This window comes from Bradyrhizobium sp. NBAIM03 (assembly GCF_020194055.1).
GTDB classification, from domain to species: Bacteria; Pseudomonadota; Alphaproteobacteria; order Rhizobiales; family Xanthobacteraceae; genus Bradyrhizobium; species Bradyrhizobium yuanmingense.
In genome coordinates this window covers 174,167-194,669 of sequence record NZ_JADYVS010000015.1, presented here as the reverse complement: position 1 = coordinate 194,669, position 20,503 = coordinate 174,167, and the positions used below count along the sequence as shown (strand labels likewise).

Genomic DNA, 20,503 nt, shown 5'->3' with positions numbered 1-20,503 from the left:
ATCGCGGCCCGGCGAGCCCGGCCGCGATCATGCCGCCGATGGTGCCTGTTGCCGGCGTGCCGAGCAGCGGGGCGGTGTTTACAGGCTCGAAGGCGAATTGCTGATTCTTGGCGTCGATCAGCGCCAGCACGTCGGCCAGCGGCGCGCCGGCCTGGAGCGTGATGATGAGCTCGTTCGGCTCGTAGGCGGTGACGGCATTGAGCGCGGAGACGTCGAGCACGGCGTTGGTCGCCATGGCGTGGCCGATGCCGCGCTTGCCGCCATGGCCGATGATCTCGAGCGGCTGCTCGCTCGCGATCGCCGCGCGCACCACCTCTTCGACGTCTTTGGCGTCTCTGACCTTGAGCGTATCCACGGGAAAAGGCGGTAGCGAAATTCGCGCAGGAAATCAATTCGACCCACGACGGAACGTCGGGCCGTTCGGCGACATTCGCACTACGATGTTCATCGAACCATTGTCGCCCAGAGCCGCGCTATCGAATGGAGAATTCTCAGGGAGCTCCATCATGATCGAACAGGCAATGAATCAACAGACCGGCCACCCGGCCATCGGCGGCGGACTTCTCGTCGTGGCGCAATGGGAAGCAAAGGCCGAAGAGGTCGACCGGGTTGCTGAAATCCTGCGCGGCTTCCTCCCTCAGGCGCAGCGCGAGCCAGGCGTCAAGCTGTTCCTGATCTCGCGCGCCAAGGACAATCCGGCCCAGTTCCTCTTCTACGAGTTGTTCGGCGACGAAGACGCCTTTAGGGCGCACCAGGAGAGCGCGCATTTCAAGAGCTACATCGCGGAACAGGCGCTGCCGCTGCTGACCAGGCGCGAACGCGCGCAATACACCTTGCTGTGAATGATCTGCTTCCTCCTTGCGAGCCAGGGCGATCGCCTATGACTCGCAGCGGCGGGCTGCGTGCAAGCTGGGGCTGGATCAAGCCCCGGCCTTGCACGTGATCCCGCCGTCGACAACGAGCTCGATGCCCGTCACGTATTTCGACTCGTCCGAGGCCAGGAACAGCGCGGCGTTGGCGACGTCGAATGCATCGCCCATATGGCCCATCGGCACCTGGGCGTCGCGCGCGCGCCACATCGCCTCGACATCGCCCTTGGCGTAGCTGGCGGCGAGGCCGGCGGAGCGCTCGACCATCGGCGTCTTCATCAGGCCGGGCAGGATCGCGTTGACCCGGACGTGATGGCGCGCGAACTCGATCGCTGTGGTGCGCGTCATCTGGTTCATCGCCGCTTTCGAGGCGCCGTAGGTGACGTAGGAGATGCCCATGTGGCGGATCGAGGCGATCGAGGAGATGTTGATGATCGAGCCGCCGCCCTGCTTCACCATAACAGGGATCACGTGCTTCATGGCGAGATAGGCGCTCTTGAGGTTGACGCTGAAGACGCGGTCCCAGCTTTCTTCGCTCACCTCGACGACACTGCCCATCTCGGCGATGCCGACATTGTTGTCGAGCACGTCGATGCGGCCATAGGCCTTGAGGCACGCCGCGACCATCGCCTCGATCTCGCCGGCGCGCGCCACGTCGGCCGTGAACGCAATCGCCTTGCCGCCCTCGCCGCTGATGATCCTGGCGGTCTCCTCGGCCGCGGCACCGTTGCGATCGACGCAGAACACCTGCGCGCCCTCGCGCGCAAAGGTCACCGCGGTCGCCTTGCCGTTGCCCCAGCCGGGACCGATCGAGCCGGCCCCCACCACCATCGCAACCTTGCCCTTGAGCCGATCCATCGCGTGTCTCCCGTGTTGTTGTTCTTCTTGTAGCCCGGATGGAGCGCAGCGCAATCCGGGGCAGTGGTGCCGGATTACGCTTCCGCTCCATCCGGGCTACGGTTCTTTGCAGATGCTCATCGCCATGACGTTAGCACCAATGGGATGCCCGACAATCTCGGACAATGTCCGGCACGTCCCGTCATGGCACAGTCGCCATTCTCCGGCCGCGCCGGAATTGCCGAGCACCAATTCCGGCATCGGCGCACGCTGCGGCCGCCATTGAAACCAGCCGTCGACCAGCCGCGCCTCGGCCGGCGGCTCCATGCCGGGGCCGGTGCCCTTGACGCGGGCTTGCACCAGCTCGAGGCCGGCGGGTGTGAGGCGCCAGTCTTCCTGCCATTCGACCTTCGCGATCGAATGCGTCCAGACAAGCGTGAACGCGGACAGCGTCAGCGCTTTCACGCCGCCCGCTGTCGCAAGACAGAGGCTCACACCGCCTCGACCGGCGCCGGCGGACGCTGCCGCCATTGCCACAGCACCAGCGCGGCGGCGAGCACGAAGCCCGCAGTGTCGCTGAAGGGGAATTCGCCGAGCAGGCAGAACGCGGCGCCGAGCGCGACCAGGCGCTCGATCAGCGTCAGCCGCGTGAACAGGAAGCCGATCGCGGCCATGCCGAACAGGCCGATCGCCACCAGCGCCTTCAAGCTCGCCAGCGCCACCGCGCCGTAGAAGCCGAGCTTGGCCGCCATGGGATCGCCGGCCTGCAGCATCAAGGCCGGCGAATAGACGAAGATGAAGGGAATGACGTAGCCGGCGAGCGCGATGCGCATCGCCTCCCAGCCGATCTTGTCCGGGTTCTCCTTGGCGATCGGCGCCGCCGCAAGCGCGGCGAGCGCCACCGGCGGCGAGAGGTCGGCCATGATGCCGTAATAGAATGCGAACATGTGGCTCGCGATCAAGGGCACGCCGAGCTTGGCCAGCGCGGGAGCTGCGAGCGCGGCAGTGATGATGTAGGTCGGGATGGTCGGGATGCCGGTGCCGAGCAGGATCGACAGCAGCATGGTCATGACCAGCGCCAGGAACAGGCTCTTCTCGCCGAGTCCGATCACCCAGCCGCCGAAGATGGTGCCGACGCCGGTCTGCGACATCATGCCGATGATGACGCCGACGATGGCGCAGGCCATGCCGACGGTGATGGCGGATTTCGCGCTCTCGGCCAGCGCATCGCGGCAGGCCCGCAACGCCGCAAAGCCGCCGCGCACGAACGCCGTGATCACGATCAGGCCGACCACGACGGTCGCGACCGGCACGATCTGGAGGCCGTCGCGCGACAGTGCCGCGACGACGAGCGCGAGCCCGACCCAGAAGATGGTCCGGATCACGTTCGAGGAGGCGCCCGTCGTGATGGCGGTGCCGAGGATCAGCGTCACCGTCAGCGCAAGGCCCATGCTGCCGGCATAGAGCGGCGTAAAACCCTCGAACAGCATGTAGACCAGCGCCGCGAGCGGCAGCACGAGGTACCAGCGCGTCACCAGCGCCTTCCAGGCGCTCGGGATCTCCGAGCGCTTCATGCCGACGAGGCCGTGCTTGCCGGCTTCCAAATGCACCATCCAGAACGCGGAGGCGAAATAGAGGATCGCGGGGATCGCGGCGGCCTTGACGATCTCCGAATATTGCACGCCGAGCGTCTCGGCCATGATGAAGGCGACCGCCCCCATCACCGGCGGCATGATCTGGCCGCCCATCGAGGCCGTCGCCTCGACGCCGGCCGCGAAGGCGCGGCGGTAGCCGAACCTGATCATCAAGGGAATCGTGAACTGGCCGACGGTGACGACGTTGGCGACGCCCGAGCCGGAGATGGTCCCCATCATGCCCGAGGCGAACACCGCGACCTTGGCAGGTCCACCGCGGGTGCGGCCGAACAGGCCGAGCGAGACATCGGTGAACAGCTGGATCATGCCGGCGCGCTCCAGGAACGAGCCGAACAGGATGAACAGGAAGATGTAGGTCGCGGAGACGTAGACCGGCACGCCGTAAAAGCCTTCGGTGCCGAACGACAAATGCGTGACGATCTGGTCGAAATCATAGCCGCGATGGTTGAGCGGCGACGGCAGGTACTGACCGAAAAACCAATAGACGAGACACGCACCGCACATCAGCGGCAGCGCCGCGCCCATCAGCCGCCGCGTGCCCTCGAAGATCAGCACCGCGAGTAGGGTGCCGACGGCGAGATCGAGCCTGGTCGGATCCCCGTCGCGCGCGATCAGGTCGGCATAGAAGATCCATTGGTAGAGACCGCAGTAGAAGCCGGCGGCGCCGATCGCCCAGCCCAGCGCACGGCCGAAATTGCTCTTCGCGGTGAAGTTGGCGATCAGGCCGAAGGTGAGCAGGAGCAGGAAGCCGACATGGACGCCGCGCACCACCTGACTCGGCAGATAGTTGAAGGCGGCGACGTAGAGCTGGAAGATCGCGAACGCGATGCCGATCCAGTAGGCGAGCCGGCCCCACCAGCCCGGGCCGAAGCCTTCTGGGAAGCCATGCTCGAAATTGTCGAACTCGACCTTGACCTTGTCGGGCGCGATCTCAGTCCCCTCTGCCTTTTCCAGCATCTCAGCCCATCCCCAATCGTCGAGCGCTTGTAGCATTGGCACGGTATGTCCCGAGCCGTCATGCCCGGGCTTGTCCCGGGCATCCACGAAACTTCCATGCACAGCCGCAGAACGTGGATGGCCGGGACAAGCCCGGCCATGACGTCCGACGACAGGAGCTGATTACTTGATCAGCCCCTTTTCCTTATAATAGCGGATCGCGCCGGGGTGCAGCGGGACCGGGCTGCCGGTGGCGGCGGTCTCGAGCTTGATCTCCTTGCCGGCCGCGTGCGCAGTGACGAGTTCGGGCAGCGATTCATAGACCAGCTTGGTCATCTGATAGGCGAGATCGTCCGAGACGGCGGAGCTGGTGACCAGATAATTGATCACGGCCGCAGTCGGCACGTCCTTGTCCTGGCCGGTATAGGTGTTGGCCGGAATAGTCGCCGCCACGAAGGGCGGGCCGATCTTGTCGACGGTCTCCTTCGGCACCGACACCACCGTGATCGGGCTCGAGGTCGAGAGGTCCTTCAGCGAGGCAACGCCGAGCCCGGCCGATTGCAGCGTGGCGTTGAGCTGCCGGTTCTTCATGAGATCGACGGATTCGGCAAAGGGCAGATATTCGACCTTGCCGAGCTCCTTGTAGCTCATGCCATCAGCAGCCAGGATCGCGCGGGAGTTCAGCTCCGTGCCCGATTTCGGCGCACCGACCGACAGGCTCTTGCCCTTGAGGTCGGCGAGCGTCTTGATGCCGCTGTCCGCGGTCGCGACGATCTGGATGTAGTTCGGATAGATCGCGCCGATGGTGCGCAGCTTGTCGAGCTTGGTCTTGAAGCCCGCCTCCTCCTCGCCGTCCCAGGCGGCCTTCAGCGAGTCGCCCAGCGTGAACGCCAGCTCGCCGCGGCCCTGCTGCAGCAGGATCAGGTTCTCCACCGACGCCTTGGTGGCCTGCACCTGCGTCTTCACGTTCGGAATCTTTTCGCCGTAGATCTTTCCGATCGCGACCCCGAGCGGATAGTAGACGCCCGAGGTGCCGCCGGTCAGCACGTTGATGAAGGATTGCGCCTGGGCGCAAGGTGCCGACGCCGCCAGAGCCAGAGCCGCGGCCGCGCCGAAAATCGTCCGTTTCATGGTTGTTGTTCTCCCCAAACCGGCGGCGAAATTGGCCGGATGAGGGATGCGGGTCAACCCATCCAAAAGGCAAAACAGGACTGCGGCAAAGGGCCGTTCCCGCTGGGTTTTTGGGAACCGGACGGTGCGGCGAGGTGGCGCAGCGGGACTGGAGTCGCGTTAGGTTCGAGTCGGAGCGGCTTGCTCGGTCACCTCTCCCGCTTGCGGGAGAGGTCGCGCCGAAGGCGCGGGTGAGGGTTTTCTCCTCTAGGAGATTGTCCCGATGCGGAGACACCTCTCCCCAGCCCTCCCCCGTAGGCGGGGCAGGGAGCGCACCGTCTACGCAGTGGCTATCGAGCGCTCGCTCACTGGAACGTCATGTCCAGGCATTTGGAGATGTCGGAGCCGAGGCCGGAGGAGATGGTGATGCAGCCGCGCACCTTCTGCGCGCCGACGTCGGCGGCCCAGACCGAATAGCCGCCGGGGCCGAAGAACGAATTGGTGTTCGGCGGCTCGGTCTCGGTGGCGTCGAAATCGTACTTGCCGTCGGTCTCGAAAATGCGCGGTTTCTTGGTGCAGCCGCCGTCGGTCTGGACGTTGATGACTTCCTTGTTGTCGCGGGTCAGCGCCAGGGAGACCTGGCAGCGGAAATATTCCGAGGTCCTGGTGTTGAAGAGATAGGTGTAGGACTTGCAGGTCGCCGTGTTCAGCTTGCCCGGGGCAAGGCCGCGGCTGCACGAAATCCGCTGGTTGTGGCTGAGCCGGTAGTCATCGGCTTGGGCGGCCGGCGCCAGCGCCGTGAGCAACAGCGCGGCAGCCGAGCAGGCTTTGACGACTAGGTTCATTCGAATCATCCCCACCAATATTTTTGTCGAGTTGCGTTCTAAACGGAAAGCGGAACATAGTCGCGAGGGGACGGAGGGAAAATCACAAACTGCTGGGCAAGACGTGATGCGCTGCGGCGCTATCGCAAGTTGACCGGGACGCATCGTTCGTGATTTGTTCAATCATGGAATGTCCCGATCTTGGGAGGATGGGATGACGGCATTTTCAATCAAGACATTTGCACTCGCAGCCGCGCTCGGCGCATTGGTAGCGCCCGCATTGGCGCAAACCGCAGCGACGCCCTGGGAGCTGAAGACCGACACCGGCTACGCCTACGACAGGGAGGGCAAGACCTATTCCTACAAGATGGGCACCAGCAACGCCGGCGAGCTCTTGAAGGGCGCCAAGAAGGTGCCCAAGGGCACACTGTTCTTCATCGGCCAGAACGGCCAGCTCTACATGCGCACCGGTCCGTATCTGGAGGGTGACGGCAAGTTCAAGTTCGGGCCGGATCAGTAGGGGCCCGCGCTCGCAGGCGACAGAGCGTAGGGTGGGCAAAGGCGCGTTAGCGCCGTGCCCACAATCTCATATCGTCAAATCAACAATGGTGGGCACGCTTCGCTTTGCCCACCCTACGCCAGCGTCCTAGAACGCCCCTGCCAATTCCCTTGCGCCGGGTTTGCCGCTGTTCACGTCCATGCGCTCGTCGGTTATGGCCAGCAGCTTCGCCACCGTGTTGTGGCGGATCGCGACTGGGTTGCGCTCATAGCCGCCGCGCTGGAAGAAATTCGAGGTCGGCACCCGCTCGCGCATCGCTTGCGGCATCGTCACCATGTCGAGGCCGGTGCCGTCGCCGGTGAGGTTCATCATCTCGAGCTCGGCCGCCGACAGCGGGCGCGAGTGTCCCTTGGCGCGGGCGAAATGCACCGAAGTCAGCAGCTTGTGGGTCTGCAGCATCGGTCCGATGTCGACGTCGAGCACCATCGCATGCATGGCCCAGCCCTGCGGGGTGGCGCCCATCTTCTCGTGCTCCGACCAGGTATCGGGCACCGACTTCGCGTGCGCCACCATCTTCTTCAGGACAGTGAGCTTGTGCTCGAGCGCATGCCGCGCCGGTCCAGATGTGCGCGTCACCTTCTCGGACAGCGCGCGGATCAGTTCATGGCCCTGCTCGGCGAGCAGCTCGACGCTGTTGGTGGTGAGCAGCTGGTTGTAGCCCATCGCGGTCGAGATCGCGCGCTTGCCGCCATGCTCGATGCCCGCCTGCACGTCGTAACTGCCGGTGCCGCCGGTCTCGAACGAATAGACCCGCACCGCCTGCTCGCGCGTCAGGCCATGGGCCAGAGCGTAGCGCGCATAGGCGCGCTTGAACTCGAGCTCGCTGGACGGGCGTTGCGGCGTGAACTGGTAGAGTTCCTGCGCCGCACGCAGGAAATCGGCGACCACGGGGATCGGTCTTCTCGCGGGGCGATCCGGCGTTTCCTCCGGCTCCGGATTCACCGGCTTCTTCGGCCCGGTATAGAGCGGCGGATGCTCCAGCACGTAATCATCGAGCGTGATCTGCTGCCCATTGCGCCGCTTGGCGTTGCGGGCCTTCCGCTTCTCCGAGATCTGGCTCCAATAGGCGCCGGCCTCGGCATCGAAGGCGGCGCGCGCGGCCTGATATTCCGCGAGCTTGCGGCGATATTCGAGCACGGCCGGCGAAGCCCCCGCGCCTTGCGCGAAAAACTGCGACAGCAGCTGGGCGTTGGCATTGCGAACGGCGGGCGACAGCGCGTCGGCCTCGGCGCCGCGCGCCGCAGGCGAGATCAGGACGAGCGCGAGCGGAACCAGCGCCAATTTATTTCGAATCGAATGATGCATGCTGCCTTCTTAGCAGGCATCCGGTAACCGTCGCGTTAACGCGCCGTTTACCATCATCACGTCCAGGCGAATACCGGCTGTTCCAGGTCGGTGACGCGGGTGTGCCGCCCCGCCAGCACCTCGCGGAACTGGTAGATCAGCGCCGCGGTCGGGGCATGGATCAGGCTCATCTGGTGATGGAAGCGGATCACGCGGCGGCTGCTCTCGGGGATCTCAGTGAAATCGAAGGCATCGTCGCGCTCGATCGTGGCCAGCGCGATGCGATGGACGGAAGCGACCTCGTCCGGGTTCGGGCGGATCGCAGCACTGTCGGCCGCCCAGACCACGACCGGCGTGATCAGATAGCCCGAGCGCGTCGGATAATCGTCGAGCAGGCCGAGCACCGCATCGGCTGACAGCGCGAGTGCGAGCTCCTCGTCGAGCTCGCGCAGCGCCGCCTCGACCGGCGTCTCGCCGGCATCGCAGCGTCCGCCGGGCAGCGCCCATTGGCCGCGATGGGCGCGCAGGTGCGAGGCGCGCCTGGTGAGCAGGAAGGCGGTGTCGCCACCGTCGTCGGATTCGGTTAGCGCCAGCACCACCGCGGCGCGCTTCAGCGCCGACGGCTCGGCTGTGTCGGGCAGCCGCGCGAAGGCCGCGCAGACCTCTGCGATATTCCGTCTGGTGGCATCGTCGAACGTTCTCATGATGCTTGACTACACCAGGACTGCATCTGATGAAACGAGGAGACATCGCGTTGCAAGGACGAACGACGACATGACCAGCAAGGCCGCCGCAAGGTTGAAATCAGAGGGCTGGAGCATCCTGGAGACCACGGGCTTCCTGCATCTGATCGGCCCGTTGTGGGAGCGCAAGGTCGACGGCCATTACGAATTCGCGCTCGCGACCGAGGACAAGCACCACAACCGCCGCGGCATGGTCCAGGGCGGCGTAATGATGACGTTCGCCGATCGCACCTGCGGCATGACGGCCCGTTACGTCTCCGGCAAGGAGTACTTGGCGACGGTGCAGCTCGACACCCATTTCGTCGAGGCCGGCCAGATCGGCGACACCCTGATCTCCCGCCCGCGCGTGGTGCGCTCGACCCGCAGCCTGATCTTCATGAGCACCGAGGTGACCGTGGACGACCGCTGCATCGTGATGGCGAACGGCGTGTTCAAGATCTTGAAGGGGCCGGGGTAGCGGGCGATCAGGCCGGCGCTGCTGCGCGCCACACCCGCAGCCGTCATTCCCCGCGAAGGCGGGGAATCCAGTACGTCGCGGCCCCTCGATCGATCACGACTGTCTCGGCGTACTGGATCGCCCGCCTTCGCGGGCGATGACACTGAATGTGAGGCGCAAACGTGCCCCACCGTCATTGCGAGCGCAGCGAAGCAATCCAGCATCCCTCCGCGGACACATCTCTGGATTGCTTCGCTGCGCTCGCAATGACGGACTTTGCTGGTTATGCTGCCGTCCACCAACATCGAGGACTCGCCCATGCAATACCGCCAGCTCGGCCGCAGCGGCCTCAAGGTCTCGCCGATTTGCCTGGGCACCATGATGTTCGGCGGGCCGACCGATGAGGCCACGTCGAAGCGGATCATCGACAAGGCACGCGATTCCGGGATCAATTTCATCGACACAGCGGACGCTTATTCCAAAGGCGCCTCCGAGGAGGTCGTCGGCCGCGCCATCGCGCGCAATCGTGGTGCCTGGGTGCTTGCCACAAAGCTCGCAAACCCCATGGGGGACGATCCCAATCGCGGCGGGCTGTCGCGGCGCTGGGTGTTGCAGGCGGCGGACGAGAGCTTGATGCGGCTCGGCACCGATCACATCGACATCTACTATCTGCACAAGGAAGACCATGCCACGCCGTTGGAGGAGACGGTGCGCGCCATGAGCGACCTGATCCACGCCGGCAAGGTGCGCTATTTCGGCGTCTCCAACTACCGCGCCTGGCGCGTCGCCGAGATCTGCAACATCTGCGACCGACTCGGCATCGACCGGCCCGCGGTGAGCCAGCCTTATTACAACGCCATGAACCGCATGCCGGAGGTCGAGCACTTTCCGGCCTGCGCCTATTACGGTCTCGGCATCGTGCCCTATAGCCCGTTGGCGCGCGGCGTGCTCACCGGCAAGTACAGGGTGGATGCAGCGCCCGACAAGGAGACGCGCGCGGGGCGCAACGACACCCGCATGATGCAGACCGAATGGCGGCCGGAATCGCTCCAGCTTGCGCAGGAGATCAAGGCTCACGCCGAGAAGAAAGGCATCACCGCCGGCCAGTTCGCGGTCGGCTGGGTGCTCAACTCCGCCTTCGTCTCGTCGGTGATCGCCGGTCCCCGCACCGAGGAGCAATGGGACGGCTACATCAGCGCGCTCGATTATCGTTTCACCGCGGAGGACGAGGCGCTGATCGACCGCCTGGTGACGCCAGGCCATCCCTCGACGCCAGGCTACAATGATCCGGCCTATCCGATCGAAGGCCGCCGCGCGCGGACGGCGTGAGGGGGGCCTTCGATGGCGCTTCAAGACCGCTACGGCCTGCCGCTCTCCACCACCTCGCACGAGGCAGCATCCGCCTATCGCGACGGCGTCGACCTCATGCTCGCGGGCTGGACCGGCACGGCGGAGATGCTGGAGCGCGCGATCGCGGCCGACCCTGATTTCGCGCTGGCCCACATCGCCCGCGGCCGCGTTCATGCCTTCTACCAGCAGGGCGATCTCGCGCGGCAAAAGGCGGCACGCGCGCGCGAGCTCGTGGCCGGGCGCGGCAGCGAGCGCGAGCGCTCGCATGTCGAGACGCTGGCGCTCGCGATCGAGGGCCGGCTGCCGGAGGCGATCGCATCGACGCTGAAGCATATCGACGCATGGCCCCGCGACGCCGTCGTGCTGTCGCTGCCGCTCGGCGCGTTCGGCCTGTTCGCCTTCTCCGGCATGGCCGATCACGACCGCGCCCGGCACAAGCTCTGCGAGAACGTCGCGCAGCATTACGGCAAGGACTGGTGGTTCCTCACGATGTCCGGCTGGGCGATGACGGAGAATGGCGACGTCGCGCGCGGCCGCGCCGTCACCGAGCGCGGCTTCCATCTGCGCCGGGAAAATGCCCACGCCGCGCATGCGGTGCTGCATGCGATGTTCGAGGATGGATCGATTGAGGACGCCGATCGTCTCGTCGACGAATGGCTCCCGGCTTACGACCGCGCCGGCATCCTCCACGGCCATATAAGCTGGCATCAGGCGCTCGGCGCGCTCGAGCATGGCGATGCGGCGCGGGCGCTCGCGATCTATGCCGACGTGCTTCGGCCCACTGCCACGCAGGCGCCGCCGCTCAACGTCATCACCGACAGCGCTTCGCTGCTGTGGCGCCTGTCGATGTACGGTCATGCGGTGCCGAAGGCGCTGTGGCAGGAAGCCGACGCCGCCGCGCAAAAACTGTTTCCGAAATCGAGCCTGTCCTTTGCCGACGTCCACATGGCGCTATTCGCAGCCGCGACGCAGAATCGCGAAGCGCTCGCCGCCCGCCTTGCGGCGATCGAGCAGCGGCTGGCCGACGGCAAGCTGCCGGCGGGCCCTGTGGTGCCGGCGATCTTCCGCGCACTCGCGGCTTTCGCCGATGAGGATTACCGGACTTGCGTGCAGATGCTCGCGCCGGTGCTCGGCGAGGTGGTGCGCATCGGCGGCAGCCACGCCCAGCGCGAGCTGATCGAGGACACCTATATCGTCGCGCTCATGCGCAGCGGTGAGCTGCCCCGCGCCCGCGCCGTGCTGGACGCCCGCCTCCACCGCCGCCCCTCCTTCCGCGACAGGCGCTGGCAGGCGGCAATGGGTTAGGTTATTGTTTGAGCATGATTTTTTCGGAAAACCGCTACGCACTTTTTCGGATCATGCTCCGCCACGAAAAAAACACCGCCCTGATGGCATGTGGCCGCCGGGACGGATCGGGCGATTTGGACGAATCGCCCTCGGGGTTGACGCGGTGATATTCCAGACGGGATTTGCAGCACAAACGGGATCGCAACCAACTTGCGGTTCGATGGTTACGGTGCGGAACTCTTCCGCCATGGCCCCCTGGCTCATGAGCCCGACGACGCGCCTTCGCCGATTGGTCCTCGCCGCGTTGCTCGTGATCGCGGCAAGTCCTTGTTTTGCCGAGACTTCCAAACCCGTTCCGGTCAACAATCCGCCCGCGCAGCCGAACGCCTTCATCGATCTCCTGGCGCTGATGTCCGGCCACTGCAAGACGTTCAGGGTCGCGGGCCGCACCTTCCCGTGCAAGACGGTGGCCTATGCCCATGGCGACACGGGCCGGGTCAATTTCGCGGTCGCGGTCGACGATCCCTCCGATGACAGCCACGTGGTGTCGTTCTCCGGCGAGAATGGCAAGCGCGCCGACGACAATTCCTACGAGCTGCGGATCGACCGCGTGCTGCTCAACTCCAAGAACCGCCCCAAGGTCGACGGCCTGCCGGTGCCGGCCGAGCAGACCTCGACCGGCATCTGCCGCCAGACCGGCAACTTCGCCGCCAGAAAGGTGAACGACGTCACCTGCTCGGCGACCGACAGCGAGGGCCGCAAATACGAGCTGCTGTTCGTCTCCGACGGCACCCCGGTCAGCGTGCGCCGCATCCGTCAGTCGGCCCCGTCGATCCAGGACCCGTTCAAGTAGGTCCGTGTCCGCTGGCGTCAACGTGTACGATCGCGCTGATGCCACGGAGCCCTGGCACTGCGCTCAGCTATCACGGTCGTACATTCATCGCAGACAGGATGCGATCCTCGCTGCGCTCTCCGAGCGACACCGCTTTCCTAATCCGCATCCGTGCCAGTTGCGAAAATCTACATGCGCCACTCTCGTGTCCCGGACTCGCACCGCATCGTCGAAGAGAAGCTGCGCCGCGTTCGGGGCGCGAGTCGCAGGCCATGCCTCTTCATGCGACGATAGATCGCGCGGCCTTCGCTCGTTCACAAACGTTAACGTGCGTTCATCGGGGAACTGAAAATCTGCGTCGTTTCGACGCCCGCAGTGGCTGGAACGCGCGGGATACTCATGTGTTGTCACACGACCTTCAACTGGAGTGATGACATGAAATATCTCATTGCCGCGATCGCCCTTGGTGCTGCGGCGTTGGCCGGTGGATCGGCGAGCGCGGCCGGCAATACAAGTGCCAAGCAGACCGCGCAGGAAAGCCAGACCACCGACATCAGCGCGCACCGCAGGCATTACCGCCACCATCATCATTGGCGGCATCATCACGGCTATTACCGGCCGTATTACAGGAGCTACGGTTATTACCCGCGGCACCACGGCTATTACGGCGGCGGGCCCTACGGCTATTACGGCGGAGGCCCCGGCGTGACGTTCAGCTTCGGCGGCGGCCGCTGGTAAGATCTGGAGACAGACGCGACGAGAGGCCCGCATCAGATGCGGGCCTCTTTTCATTGTCCCCGAAGGATCATGTTCGCCGTCTCCAGGCCGCTCGCCAGTGCCGCCTCGACCGTGCCCATGTCGCGGCCGCGATAGAGCGCTTCGCCGGAAAACAGCACCAAGCCGTCGCCACGCGCGAGGATCGCCTGTGCCGCTCGGGTGCGCGGCGTCGCCCACGAATAGGCGCCGCGCGCGAACGGATCATGCGCCCAGTTGGTCGCGGCGGACGCCACCAGCTCGCGCGCGATGTGATCGCGCGGCAGGCCGAAGATTGCGGCGAGCGAGCCGAGCCCGGCATCGATCAATGCTCGCGCGTCGAGGCTTTCCAGCTCCGCCGTGCGCGGGCCGCCGAACCAGCCCGTCAGCACGGGATGCTGGTCCGGGTAGCGCGTCCACCAGACCGGGATCGCCTCATCCGACAGCAGGAAGGTCATGTCCGCAAGGTCTTCCTTGCGCTCGCGCCACCATGGCCGCGCGAAGCGCAGCAGGATCTTGATGACGTTGCCAAAGCCGATGTCGTCGACAGCAGCCAGCTTGGCACGCGCGCCTGCCGGTAGCGCGATCTCGCGCAGCAGCGGCAGCGGCACGGTGAGGATCATGCGGTCGCAGGCGTGCACGTCGCCGCCGGCGCAGCGAACGATCACCGCGCCGCCCTCCTCCGCAATCGCCGACACGACGCTGCCGAGGCGGATGGTGACGCCGTGCCTGCGGCAGTCGGCCGTCATCACGTCGATCATCGCGCCGTAGCCGCCTTCGATGCGCGCCTGCGGAGCGTGCCCGCCGTCCATCCATTCCGCGCGCAGCGCCAGCGTGGAGGCGCGTTCGGGATCGGCCGCGTCATAGCCTTCGACCATCCGCTCGATCGAATGGCGCAGCGGCGCGTAATTGTCGCCTGCAAAATGCCGGCGCAGGAAGTCGGCGACCGTGAGGTCGTCCTTCAAGTCCGCCAGCTTGGCCTGAAGCTCCGCTTCATGGGGATCGTCACGCGCCTCGCGTGTGAGCTTCGTCCCGTCAAAGCTCCACTGCTCGCCTTCGATCTCCTGAAGCGACAGGCCGGCCTCGCGCAGCAATGCGCGCGTGACCGGCGCCTCGCCATGGACGAACTCGGCGCCGCCGTCGGCGGCATAGCCGAACTGCGAGGCCGGCAGCGGATGAATGCGGCCGCCGCAGCGCTGACGCGCCTCCAGGATCGTCACCTTGCGGCCGGCACGCGCCAGCTCGCGCGCCGCCATCAGGCCGGCCGCGCCGGCGCCGACGATGACGATGTGCTCGGACGGATCGGACATGGCCGCGCCTTACCGGCTCACGGCTTGCGGATCGTTCTGGATCAGATAGCGCAGCAGCAGGACGTCGCCGCCGAGCTCGCGCGTGCTCTCCAGCGTCATCGCGGCGATCGGCGCGCGCCGGTCGCTGTCCGCCTCGGTGGAATCGAACACGAACGGGGCGCCTTTTGCGCCGTCGATCGCAGGGCTGAGGATCAGGTTGAATTCGTCGATGAGGCCGGCGCGCAGGAACGCGCCGTTGGCAACGCCGCCGCCCTCGACCAGCAGGCGCTTCACGCCGAGCTCGCGGCTGAGAATGTCCAGCGTCAGTGCGAGGTCGATCTCGGATTGGCCGGCAAAGATGTAGGACACGCCCTCGCCGCGGAGGCCAGCGAGATGCGAATCCGGGACGTTCTCGGTCAGCACGACGACGATCGGATCGCCGCCGATCTCCGCGCGCCCCCAGCCGATCTTGCCCTCTGCATCGAGCACGACGCCATAGGTCTTCGCGTCGCGCCGGGCGAACCAGTTTTCGCGCGGAAATTTCGCGTCTGTCGGGGGATAGGGCCTGCCCTTGGCGAACTCCGAACCCGTGACGCGGCCGATCACCCAGGCATCGCCGCCGAGCTCATCATGGATCTTCTCGAACCAGTCCGTGCCCGCGCCCTTCGGACGCCAGCGGCTGGGATGCGTGCGCCCGTCGAGGCTGGAGTGCATCAGGCAGATGACATACGGTTTCATGCAATCCTCAGGGCAGCGCTCAGGCCGCGGGTCCACCGCGCGCGGCACGATCGTTCACAATCGCCGCCAGCGGATTAAGCCTGGGTGGCGCTATGAGCTGGAGCGTGTTGGTGTCGTGGTGATTGAACGGCGCGCCGCGCACGAACAACTCGGTCTGGATCAGATAGGTCCAGCTGCCGTCGTCGTTGAAGGTGATGTCGCAGCGGTAAGCATCGGTGCGAAAGGCCTGCTCCAGAAAATCGGTCGAGCAGATCCCGTAGGCGGTGTCGCCGCGCTTGGCAGTGACCGAGATCGTCTTGTCGTCGGGCCCGGCCTTGCCCGAGGCCAGCAGCACCTGCCCGCGCGGGATCGCCAGGGTCTGCATGATCAGCCCGGTCGCCGGCTCCCACAGCCAGTAGCCGACCTGGTCGTGGAAGGTGATGTCTTCCTCGGGCGTGTTGATGTGGATGTGGTACCGCAGCCCGTACAACAGCTGCGGCCCGTTGGCCTGCGGATCGATCGGATCCATGCGGATGTGCTCGATGAAGGTCCGCCGCTCCGGCCCTTCCGCCTTCGGATTGATGTCGATGCCCTTGTCCGCCTGCCAGGTGCCGGCAAGACGCCGAAGCGGGCCGAGATTGGCCAGGCCGTCGGGCGAGACGTCGTCGGGTTCGGTGAAGATATCGGCGGGAATGGGGAGCATGGCGGCCTCGCGGGGGTGCAGAGACCAGCCATAACACGGGCAGGCGGCGGCCTGAATTCAACTGTTAGCGGCACAGCGTCGGAGGCATTCGAGCCATGCGAGGATGCGCATTGCATCCCGCGCCCGCCTCTGGCGCTGCAGCCGGCCGGTTGACGAAGACGTCGAGGCTGGCGCGCCCCGCGACCGCTTCAGGCCGCTTCCGACACCGATCTCGCACGCTGCTCGAGCACGCCGATCGTCGCGACCAGATTGTCGCGTCGGGCGCGAAGGTTGGCCGCGAGAAGCGGATAGGTCGGCTGAACCGGGTCGAACACCCCGGCGCGCGCCTCTTCCTCGAGAATGTCGGTATTAATCAGCCGAACGCGCCACCATAGATCGGCGATCAACGCGTCGAGCCGGAGTTCGTCAGCAGCACCAGAACGGGACACTTCCTGCATCACTTGCCTCAACCTGAAACGGCCTCTCCGCCGAGGCCTGGACTTGGGTCATGGATGAGCAAGCGGAGTGCCAGGACCGGCGGCGCGCAGGCGCAGGCTTCGGAACCGACAATTGAGCAGCTCACAGTGATCTGACGCCCGTTCCCGCCCGTTCTCAGCCTCAGAGGTCGCTTGTCGAGGCGCTATGATCGCTGCTATCCGGGCTTTAGACGTGCCAATCCGGGCTGAAGCTGGTTTGACCCGGCGGTTTGAGGCGCGGCGGTCGATTGGTACGAGCAAAGGGCCGAAGGCAAAGGTGGACTGGGCTGATTTGATCGGACGCGTCGCCTCTCACCACGACCGGGAGGCCTTCAAGGGGCTATTCGAGCATTTCGCGCCCCGTATCAAGGGGTTGATGCAGAAGGCCGGGTGCAGCCCCGACGAAGCGGAAGAGATCGCGCAAACCGCGATGTTCGCGGTGTGGCGGAAAGCAGGCCTGTTCGATCCCGCCACAGCGGGAGCGGCGGCCTGGATCTTCACGATCGCGCGCAATCTGCGGATCGACCTGCTCCGCCGCAGAGCACGGACCGACCGCCTGGAAGCCGTCTCCGAGCTGCCTGATGCACCGGACCCGGCCGAACCGGCTGACGCCGTCATTTCGCGCGGACAGGACGCCGCGCGCATCGAGTCCGCCATCAAGCAACTCTCGGCAGAGCAGATCATGGTGGTCAGGCTGTCGTTCATCGAGGAGAGGGCGCATCCTGAAATCGCGAGCCTGCTTGGTATTCCCCTCGGTACGGTGAAATCGCGGATCAGACTGGCGATGAACCGGTTGAGAGACATATTGGACGAAGACACATGACGATCAGCCACCATCCGCCTGAAGATCTTCTGGCCGATTTCGCGGCCGGCAAGCTGGAAGAGGCCCATCAGCTGGTGGTCGGGGTGCATGTGGCAGGATGCGCCCGGTGCAGCCGCTTCGTGCGCGCCATAGAGCAGCTTGCGGGTGCGGCGCTGGAGGAGATCGAGCCGGTGCCGACCGCGCCGGATGCGTTCGACCGCGTCATGTCGCGAATTGAGAATTCTCCCGCCGCTCGTGCGGCACCTCCCCCCGCCTCCGTCACGGATCATGAAGTTCCGCCGGCCCTGCGAAATTACCGCATCGGCAAGCGCCGGCGCATCGCACCCGGTCTGAGCATGCGGCCGATCGAGCTTTCCGGTTCGGGCAAGGCGCGCGCCTTCCTGCTTCGGTCCGCGCCGGGATCGCGCATGCTCGAGCACACGCACACCGGCACCGAGCTCACGCTCGTGCTCGAGGGCAGCTTCAGCCACGAGGGCGGTCGGTTTGGTCCCGGTGATTTCGACTACGGCGACGACGAGGTCGAGCACCGTCCGATCGTCGGCGACGAAGGCCCATGCCTCTGCCTGGTCGCGATGACCGGCGACCTGCGTATGAACGGCTTGCTCGGCCGTCTGATCGGGCCATTCGTGCGGCTTTGATTCTCCTTCCGTCCTTTCCGTCGGAGTGATCCGGGCCTGTACCCGAAGCGTTCAGAAAGAAACGCAAGGGAGACAGGACATGGCCTGTTCAAGCCTGGCAAGTCAGGTGCGGAGCGAGAGGTTACCCGAACTGCTGGCGCGCGTTTCCTCAGGTGAGGTGCGAGCCTTCGCGGAGCTTCATGCGCTGACACGCGCCAGGTTGCGCAGGATCGTGCTGGCCGTTGGCGCCGCGCCTGACGACGCCGACGACATCCTTCAGGAAAGCTTTCTCAAGATCTGGCGCAACGCTGCGCGGTATGATTCCAGGCGGGCCCCGGCTCTTGCGTGGATGTCCGCGATTGTCCGCAATACCGCAATCGACCATTTGCGGATTCGAAGACAGCCGACTTACGAACTGGACGAGGCGCTCCTGTTTGCATCGGCGTCCACTGCCTCGCCCGCCGAGGATTTCGATTACGCCAGCGCCGAACCGATTGCACGCGCAGTGCTGGCGCGGCTTCCGGAAGATCGCCGCAGGCTCGTCGCTCTGGCTTACCTCAAAGGCGAGAGCCGCGAGAGCTTGTCGCGACGCTTCGGTGTGCCGGTCGGCACCGTCAAGACCTGGCTGCACCGGACCATCGCGGCAGTACGCAAGGATTGCCTCGCGGCATCGGCTGCGGCCTGAAGCCGGAGAAATGCTGGCATGGCCGCGGACATCATCGAGTTTCCCGAGCGTGGGCGCGAGGACCGGCTTGTCGCTTCCGTCGCGCGGCTCGAAGCCATCATCAGTGAGGTCGAGCGGTTTGCGCCCGACGATCCCAGGGCCGGCCTCGATGGACTCCTTGCCGCCATGGAGCGCATGGGCCATCAGCTGGTCGACCTCGCATGCCTCCTGCTCGACGATGAGACGAGAGCGCAGGCCCAGAATGCACTCATATCCTTGACCGACAAGATTGCGGAAACCAGGGACACGTTCGACCGGCTCGGAGGGCGAAGCTCGACCTGACTTGCCCTGCACGATTGACCGAAATCAACTCGGCTTTGCGCGCGGCAGGCGGCCCATGTTCAGTGGGCCAGCTTCTGGGCGACGAGAAATCCAATCAAGGAGCTGACCCCGGCCAGCAAGGATCCCCAGCAAACGTCCGCAAGTGTCAGTCCGGTCGACCAATTCCGCAAGGTCGCCTGATTGGTGAGATCATAGGTCGCATAGGTGAAGCAGCCGAGCAGCAGGCCGGACGTGAAAGCGCGCAGCGCGCTTCCGTCATGATGCGCCGGCAGCACGGCGAACCAGATCAAGCCGATGGGATACAGCAGATAGAAGACGGCGGCGGCCGCCAGATTGGGCTCGGCACGCAACATATCGCCCAGCACCGGCCGGTAGAGCCGCGCAACCATGATGTTGAGCCAGACCATGTCGACTGCAACGAAGGTCACGGCCACGGCAAGATAGGTGAAGAGAAGATTCATGTCCGCATTCCCCGTGCACTGCATCTGGCCGATTGTCGAGCCGGCCAGCAGATAACGCCCGTGGATTCAAGCCGGATCACACGAGCGCAGGCATGTCCGTCATGGGCGTAGCGGCAAAACAAATCACAGCGCCTGTTTGGGTGGCCATGGGAAGAAAGCGTTGGTCCGGGCCTGATACTGCCGATACAGGTCGCCGCGCGATTGCAGCATCTGCTCCTCGAGCGGCGGTATCCCGGTCACATGCACAAGGATCCAATACATGATCGCTGGCGCCGCCAGGCTGGCCCAGCCCCAGGCGTATCCGGGCGTGAGCGCGATGACGGGGTAAGCCAGCCATCCCAGCCATTCGAAGAAATAATTCGGATGACGCGACCAGCGCCAAAGTCCGACATTGCAGACCTTCCCCTTGCTCGACGCGTCGTGTTTGAAGCGCCGCAGCTGCCGGTCTGCCAAGGCCTCGCCAGCGACGGCAATCAGGATGATGACCACCCCGACATAATCCTGCAGCCGCAGTCCCGGCGCCGGCGCGTGGCCTGCGAGGAACACGGCGAATGGCAGCGGCAGTGAGACCAGCGCCTGCGATTGCAGGAAGAAGAACATCCGGCGCGGGGCATCCGCCCCCCATTCGCGCGCATAGTTTGCGTATCTGGGATCGTCGATCCCGGCCGCGGAGCGACGCGCGATGTGCGTCCCGAGCCGCAACGACCAAAGCAGCACCAGCCCTGCAACAAGCGCTTGGCGAGCCGGCAGGGAGCCGTCAAGCGGCCACAAGGCAGCGGCCGCGCCGATGAGGCCGGTCGCGTAGGACCATATCGCATCCACCCATCCGGAATTGCCGGTGCGCTGCTGGACGACCCAGGCCAGTCCCATCAAGACACAGAAGGCCAGCGCAATTAAGCCGATCGCCTGAACCTGCACGAGAACCATGCTTTCACCCATGTTGACCTGCCCTCGATA

The 20,503-nt window shown here is 65.3% G+C and carries 25 protein-coding genes; 11 read left to right on the top strand and 14 right to left on the bottom strand.

Annotation, left to right across the window (positions count from 1 at the left end; translation table 11 throughout):
• Positions 1 to 355, bottom strand: a 355-nt coding sequence (locus I6F21_RS23065) for an FAD-binding protein (protein WP_225183454.1), incomplete at its 3' end; no start/stop codon positions are given.
• On the opposite strand from I6F21_RS23065, the gene I6F21_RS23060 reads away from it, so the two are divergent.
• Entirely contained in the window at positions 342 to 842 is a 501-nt protein-coding gene (locus tag I6F21_RS23060) for an antibiotic biosynthesis monooxygenase family protein (RefSeq protein ID WP_225140503.1), read from the top strand. The genes I6F21_RS23065 and I6F21_RS23060 overlap by 14 nt on opposite strands.
• Positions 843 to 920: 78 nt before the next feature.
• Here I6F21_RS23060 and I6F21_RS23055 read toward each other — a convergent pair whose 3' ends face one another.
• The 5 genes from I6F21_RS23055 to I6F21_RS23035 form a co-directional block, all read right to left on the bottom strand.
• Positions 921 to 1,727: a glucose 1-dehydrogenase gene (locus I6F21_RS23055; protein WP_225140504.1), complete on the bottom strand. Its 807-nt coding sequence runs from the start codon at positions 1,725 to 1,727 to the stop codon at positions 921 to 923.
• 96 nt (positions 1,728 to 1,823) lie between these two features.
• Entirely contained in the window at positions 1,824 to 2,237 is a 414-nt protein-coding gene (locus I6F21_RS23050; RefSeq protein ID WP_036039902.1) for a DUF1850 domain-containing protein, read from the bottom strand.
• Positions 2,198 to 4,318 carry a TRAP transporter permease gene (locus I6F21_RS23045; protein ID WP_036039900.1) on the bottom strand — a complete coding sequence of 707 codons (2,121 nt, stop codon included), beginning with the start codon at positions 4,316 to 4,318 and terminating at the stop codon, positions 2,198 to 2,200. Before I6F21_RS23045 ends, I6F21_RS23050 begins: the two co-directional genes overlap by 40 nt.
• 162 nt (positions 4,319 to 4,480) lie before the next feature.
• Positions 4,481 to 5,428, bottom strand: coding sequence for a TAXI family TRAP transporter solute-binding subunit (locus tag I6F21_RS23040; protein WP_225140505.1), 948 nt, complete (start codon positions 5,426 to 5,428; stop codon positions 4,481 to 4,483).
• A gap of 344 nt (positions 5,429 to 5,772) precedes the next feature.
• Complete coding sequence (locus I6F21_RS23035) at positions 5,773 to 6,252, bottom strand: hypothetical protein (RefSeq protein WP_036014322.1); 480 nt, start codon at positions 6,250 to 6,252, stop codon at positions 5,773 to 5,775.
• Positions 6,253 to 6,445: 193 nt separating this feature from the next.
• Between I6F21_RS23035 and I6F21_RS23030 the strand changes: the two genes are divergently transcribed.
• The gene (locus I6F21_RS23030; RefSeq protein WP_036014324.1) at positions 6,446 to 6,751 is read left to right on the top strand and encodes a hypothetical protein; all 306 of its coding nucleotides are present in this window, start codon (positions 6,446 to 6,448) and stop codon (positions 6,749 to 6,751) included.
• Positions 6,752 to 6,877: 126 nt separating this feature from the next.
• On the opposite strand, the gene I6F21_RS23025 is transcribed toward I6F21_RS23030, so the two are convergent.
• Positions 6,878 to 8,095: a hypothetical protein gene (locus I6F21_RS23025; RefSeq protein ID WP_225140506.1), complete on the bottom strand. Its 1,218-nt coding sequence runs from the start codon at positions 8,093 to 8,095 to the stop codon at positions 6,878 to 6,880.
• 56 nt (positions 8,096 to 8,151) lie between these two features.
• Positions 8,152 to 8,778: a CoA pyrophosphatase gene (locus tag I6F21_RS23020; RefSeq protein ID WP_225113358.1), complete on the bottom strand. Its 627-nt coding sequence runs from the start codon at positions 8,776 to 8,778 to the stop codon at positions 8,152 to 8,154.
• A gap of 70 nt (positions 8,779 to 8,848) precedes the next feature.
• Here I6F21_RS23020 and I6F21_RS23015 point away from each other — a divergent pair, with 70 nt between their 5' ends.
• The 5 genes from I6F21_RS23015 to I6F21_RS22995 all read left to right on the top strand — a co-directional run bounded on the left by I6F21_RS23015 (position 8,849) and on the right by I6F21_RS22995 (position 13,460).
• Positions 8,849 to 9,274 (top strand): PaaI family thioesterase, encoded by a 426-nt coding sequence (locus tag I6F21_RS23015; protein ID WP_036014328.1) that lies wholly within the window; start codon positions 8,849 to 8,851, stop codon positions 9,272 to 9,274.
• 297 nt (positions 9,275 to 9,571) lie between these two features.
• Positions 9,572 to 10,582 (top strand): aldo/keto reductase, encoded by a 1,011-nt coding sequence (locus I6F21_RS23010; protein WP_225140507.1) that lies wholly within the window; start codon positions 9,572 to 9,574, stop codon positions 10,580 to 10,582.
• A 12-nt stretch (positions 10,583 to 10,594) separates the two neighbouring features.
• Positions 10,595 to 11,908 carry a tetratricopeptide repeat protein gene (locus I6F21_RS23005; protein WP_225140508.1) on the top strand — a complete coding sequence of 438 codons (1,314 nt, stop codon included), beginning with the start codon at positions 10,595 to 10,597 and terminating at the stop codon, positions 11,906 to 11,908.
• Positions 11,909 to 12,137: 229 nt separating this feature from the next.
• The gene (locus tag I6F21_RS23000; protein ID WP_225140509.1) at positions 12,138 to 12,743 is read left to right on the top strand and encodes a hypothetical protein; all 606 of its coding nucleotides are present in this window, start codon (positions 12,138 to 12,140) and stop codon (positions 12,741 to 12,743) included.
• 414 nt (positions 12,744 to 13,157) lie between these two features.
• Complete coding sequence (locus I6F21_RS22995) at positions 13,158 to 13,460, top strand: hypothetical protein (RefSeq protein ID WP_036027019.1); 303 nt, start codon at positions 13,158 to 13,160, stop codon at positions 13,458 to 13,460.
• Positions 13,461 to 13,510: 50 nt separating this feature from the next.
• Here I6F21_RS22995 and I6F21_RS22990 read toward each other — a convergent pair whose 3' ends face one another.
• The 4 genes from I6F21_RS22990 to I6F21_RS22975 all read right to left on the bottom strand — a co-directional run bounded on the left by I6F21_RS22990 (position 13,511) and on the right by I6F21_RS22975 (position 16,621).
• Positions 13,511 to 14,785, bottom strand: coding sequence for an NAD(P)/FAD-dependent oxidoreductase (locus I6F21_RS22990; protein ID WP_225126894.1), 1,275 nt, complete (start codon positions 14,783 to 14,785; stop codon positions 13,511 to 13,513).
• Between the two features lie 9 nt (positions 14,786 to 14,794).
• Entirely contained in the window at positions 14,795 to 15,502 is a 708-nt protein-coding gene (locus I6F21_RS22985; protein ID WP_225140510.1) for a dihydrofolate reductase family protein, read from the bottom strand.
• A 19-nt stretch (positions 15,503 to 15,521) separates the two neighbouring features.
• Entirely contained in the window at positions 15,522 to 16,184 is a 663-nt protein-coding gene (locus I6F21_RS22980) for a heme-binding beta-barrel domain-containing protein (RefSeq protein ID WP_225140511.1), read from the bottom strand.
• Between the two features lie 188 nt (positions 16,185 to 16,372).
• The gene (locus tag I6F21_RS22975; RefSeq protein WP_025032359.1) at positions 16,373 to 16,621 is read right to left on the bottom strand and encodes a hypothetical protein; all 249 of its coding nucleotides are present in this window, start codon (positions 16,619 to 16,621) and stop codon (positions 16,373 to 16,375) included.
• 295 nt (positions 16,622 to 16,916) lie between these two features.
• Between I6F21_RS22975 and I6F21_RS22970 the strand changes: the two genes are divergently transcribed.
• From I6F21_RS22970 to I6F21_RS22955, 4 genes are all read left to right on the top strand, one after another.
• Positions 16,917 to 17,462 carry a sigma-70 family RNA polymerase sigma factor gene (locus I6F21_RS22970; RefSeq protein WP_225140646.1) on the top strand — a complete coding sequence of 182 codons (546 nt, stop codon included), beginning with the start codon at positions 16,917 to 16,919 and terminating at the stop codon, positions 17,460 to 17,462.
• On the top strand, positions 17,459 to 18,100 hold the full coding sequence (locus tag I6F21_RS22965) for a ChrR family anti-sigma-E factor (protein WP_225140512.1): 642 nt from the start codon (positions 17,459 to 17,461) through the stop codon (positions 18,098 to 18,100). Before I6F21_RS22970 ends, I6F21_RS22965 begins: the two co-directional genes overlap by 4 nt.
• A 106-nt stretch (positions 18,101 to 18,206) precedes the next feature.
• The gene (locus I6F21_RS22960) at positions 18,207 to 18,764 is read left to right on the top strand and encodes a sigma-70 family RNA polymerase sigma factor (protein ID WP_036039874.1); all 558 of its coding nucleotides are present in this window, start codon (positions 18,207 to 18,209) and stop codon (positions 18,762 to 18,764) included.
• Between the two features lie 18 nt (positions 18,765 to 18,782).
• Entirely contained in the window at positions 18,783 to 19,085 is a 303-nt protein-coding gene (locus I6F21_RS22955; RefSeq protein WP_109145369.1) for a hypothetical protein, read from the top strand.
• Positions 19,086 to 19,144: 59 nt separating this feature from the next.
• Here I6F21_RS22955 and I6F21_RS22950 read toward each other — a convergent pair whose 3' ends face one another.
• Together I6F21_RS22950 and I6F21_RS22945 are read right to left on the bottom strand one after the other, a co-directional pair.
• On the bottom strand, positions 19,145 to 19,546 hold the full coding sequence (locus I6F21_RS22950; protein WP_036039858.1) for a DUF2177 family protein: 402 nt from the start codon (positions 19,544 to 19,546) through the stop codon (positions 19,145 to 19,147).
• Positions 19,547 to 19,669: 123 nt separating this feature from the next.
• Positions 19,670 to 20,473, bottom strand: a complete 804-nt coding sequence (locus tag I6F21_RS22945; protein WP_225140648.1) for a DUF1295 domain-containing protein — start codon at positions 20,471 to 20,473, stop codon at positions 19,670 to 19,672.
• Positions 20,474 to 20,503: the final 30 nt, after the last annotated feature.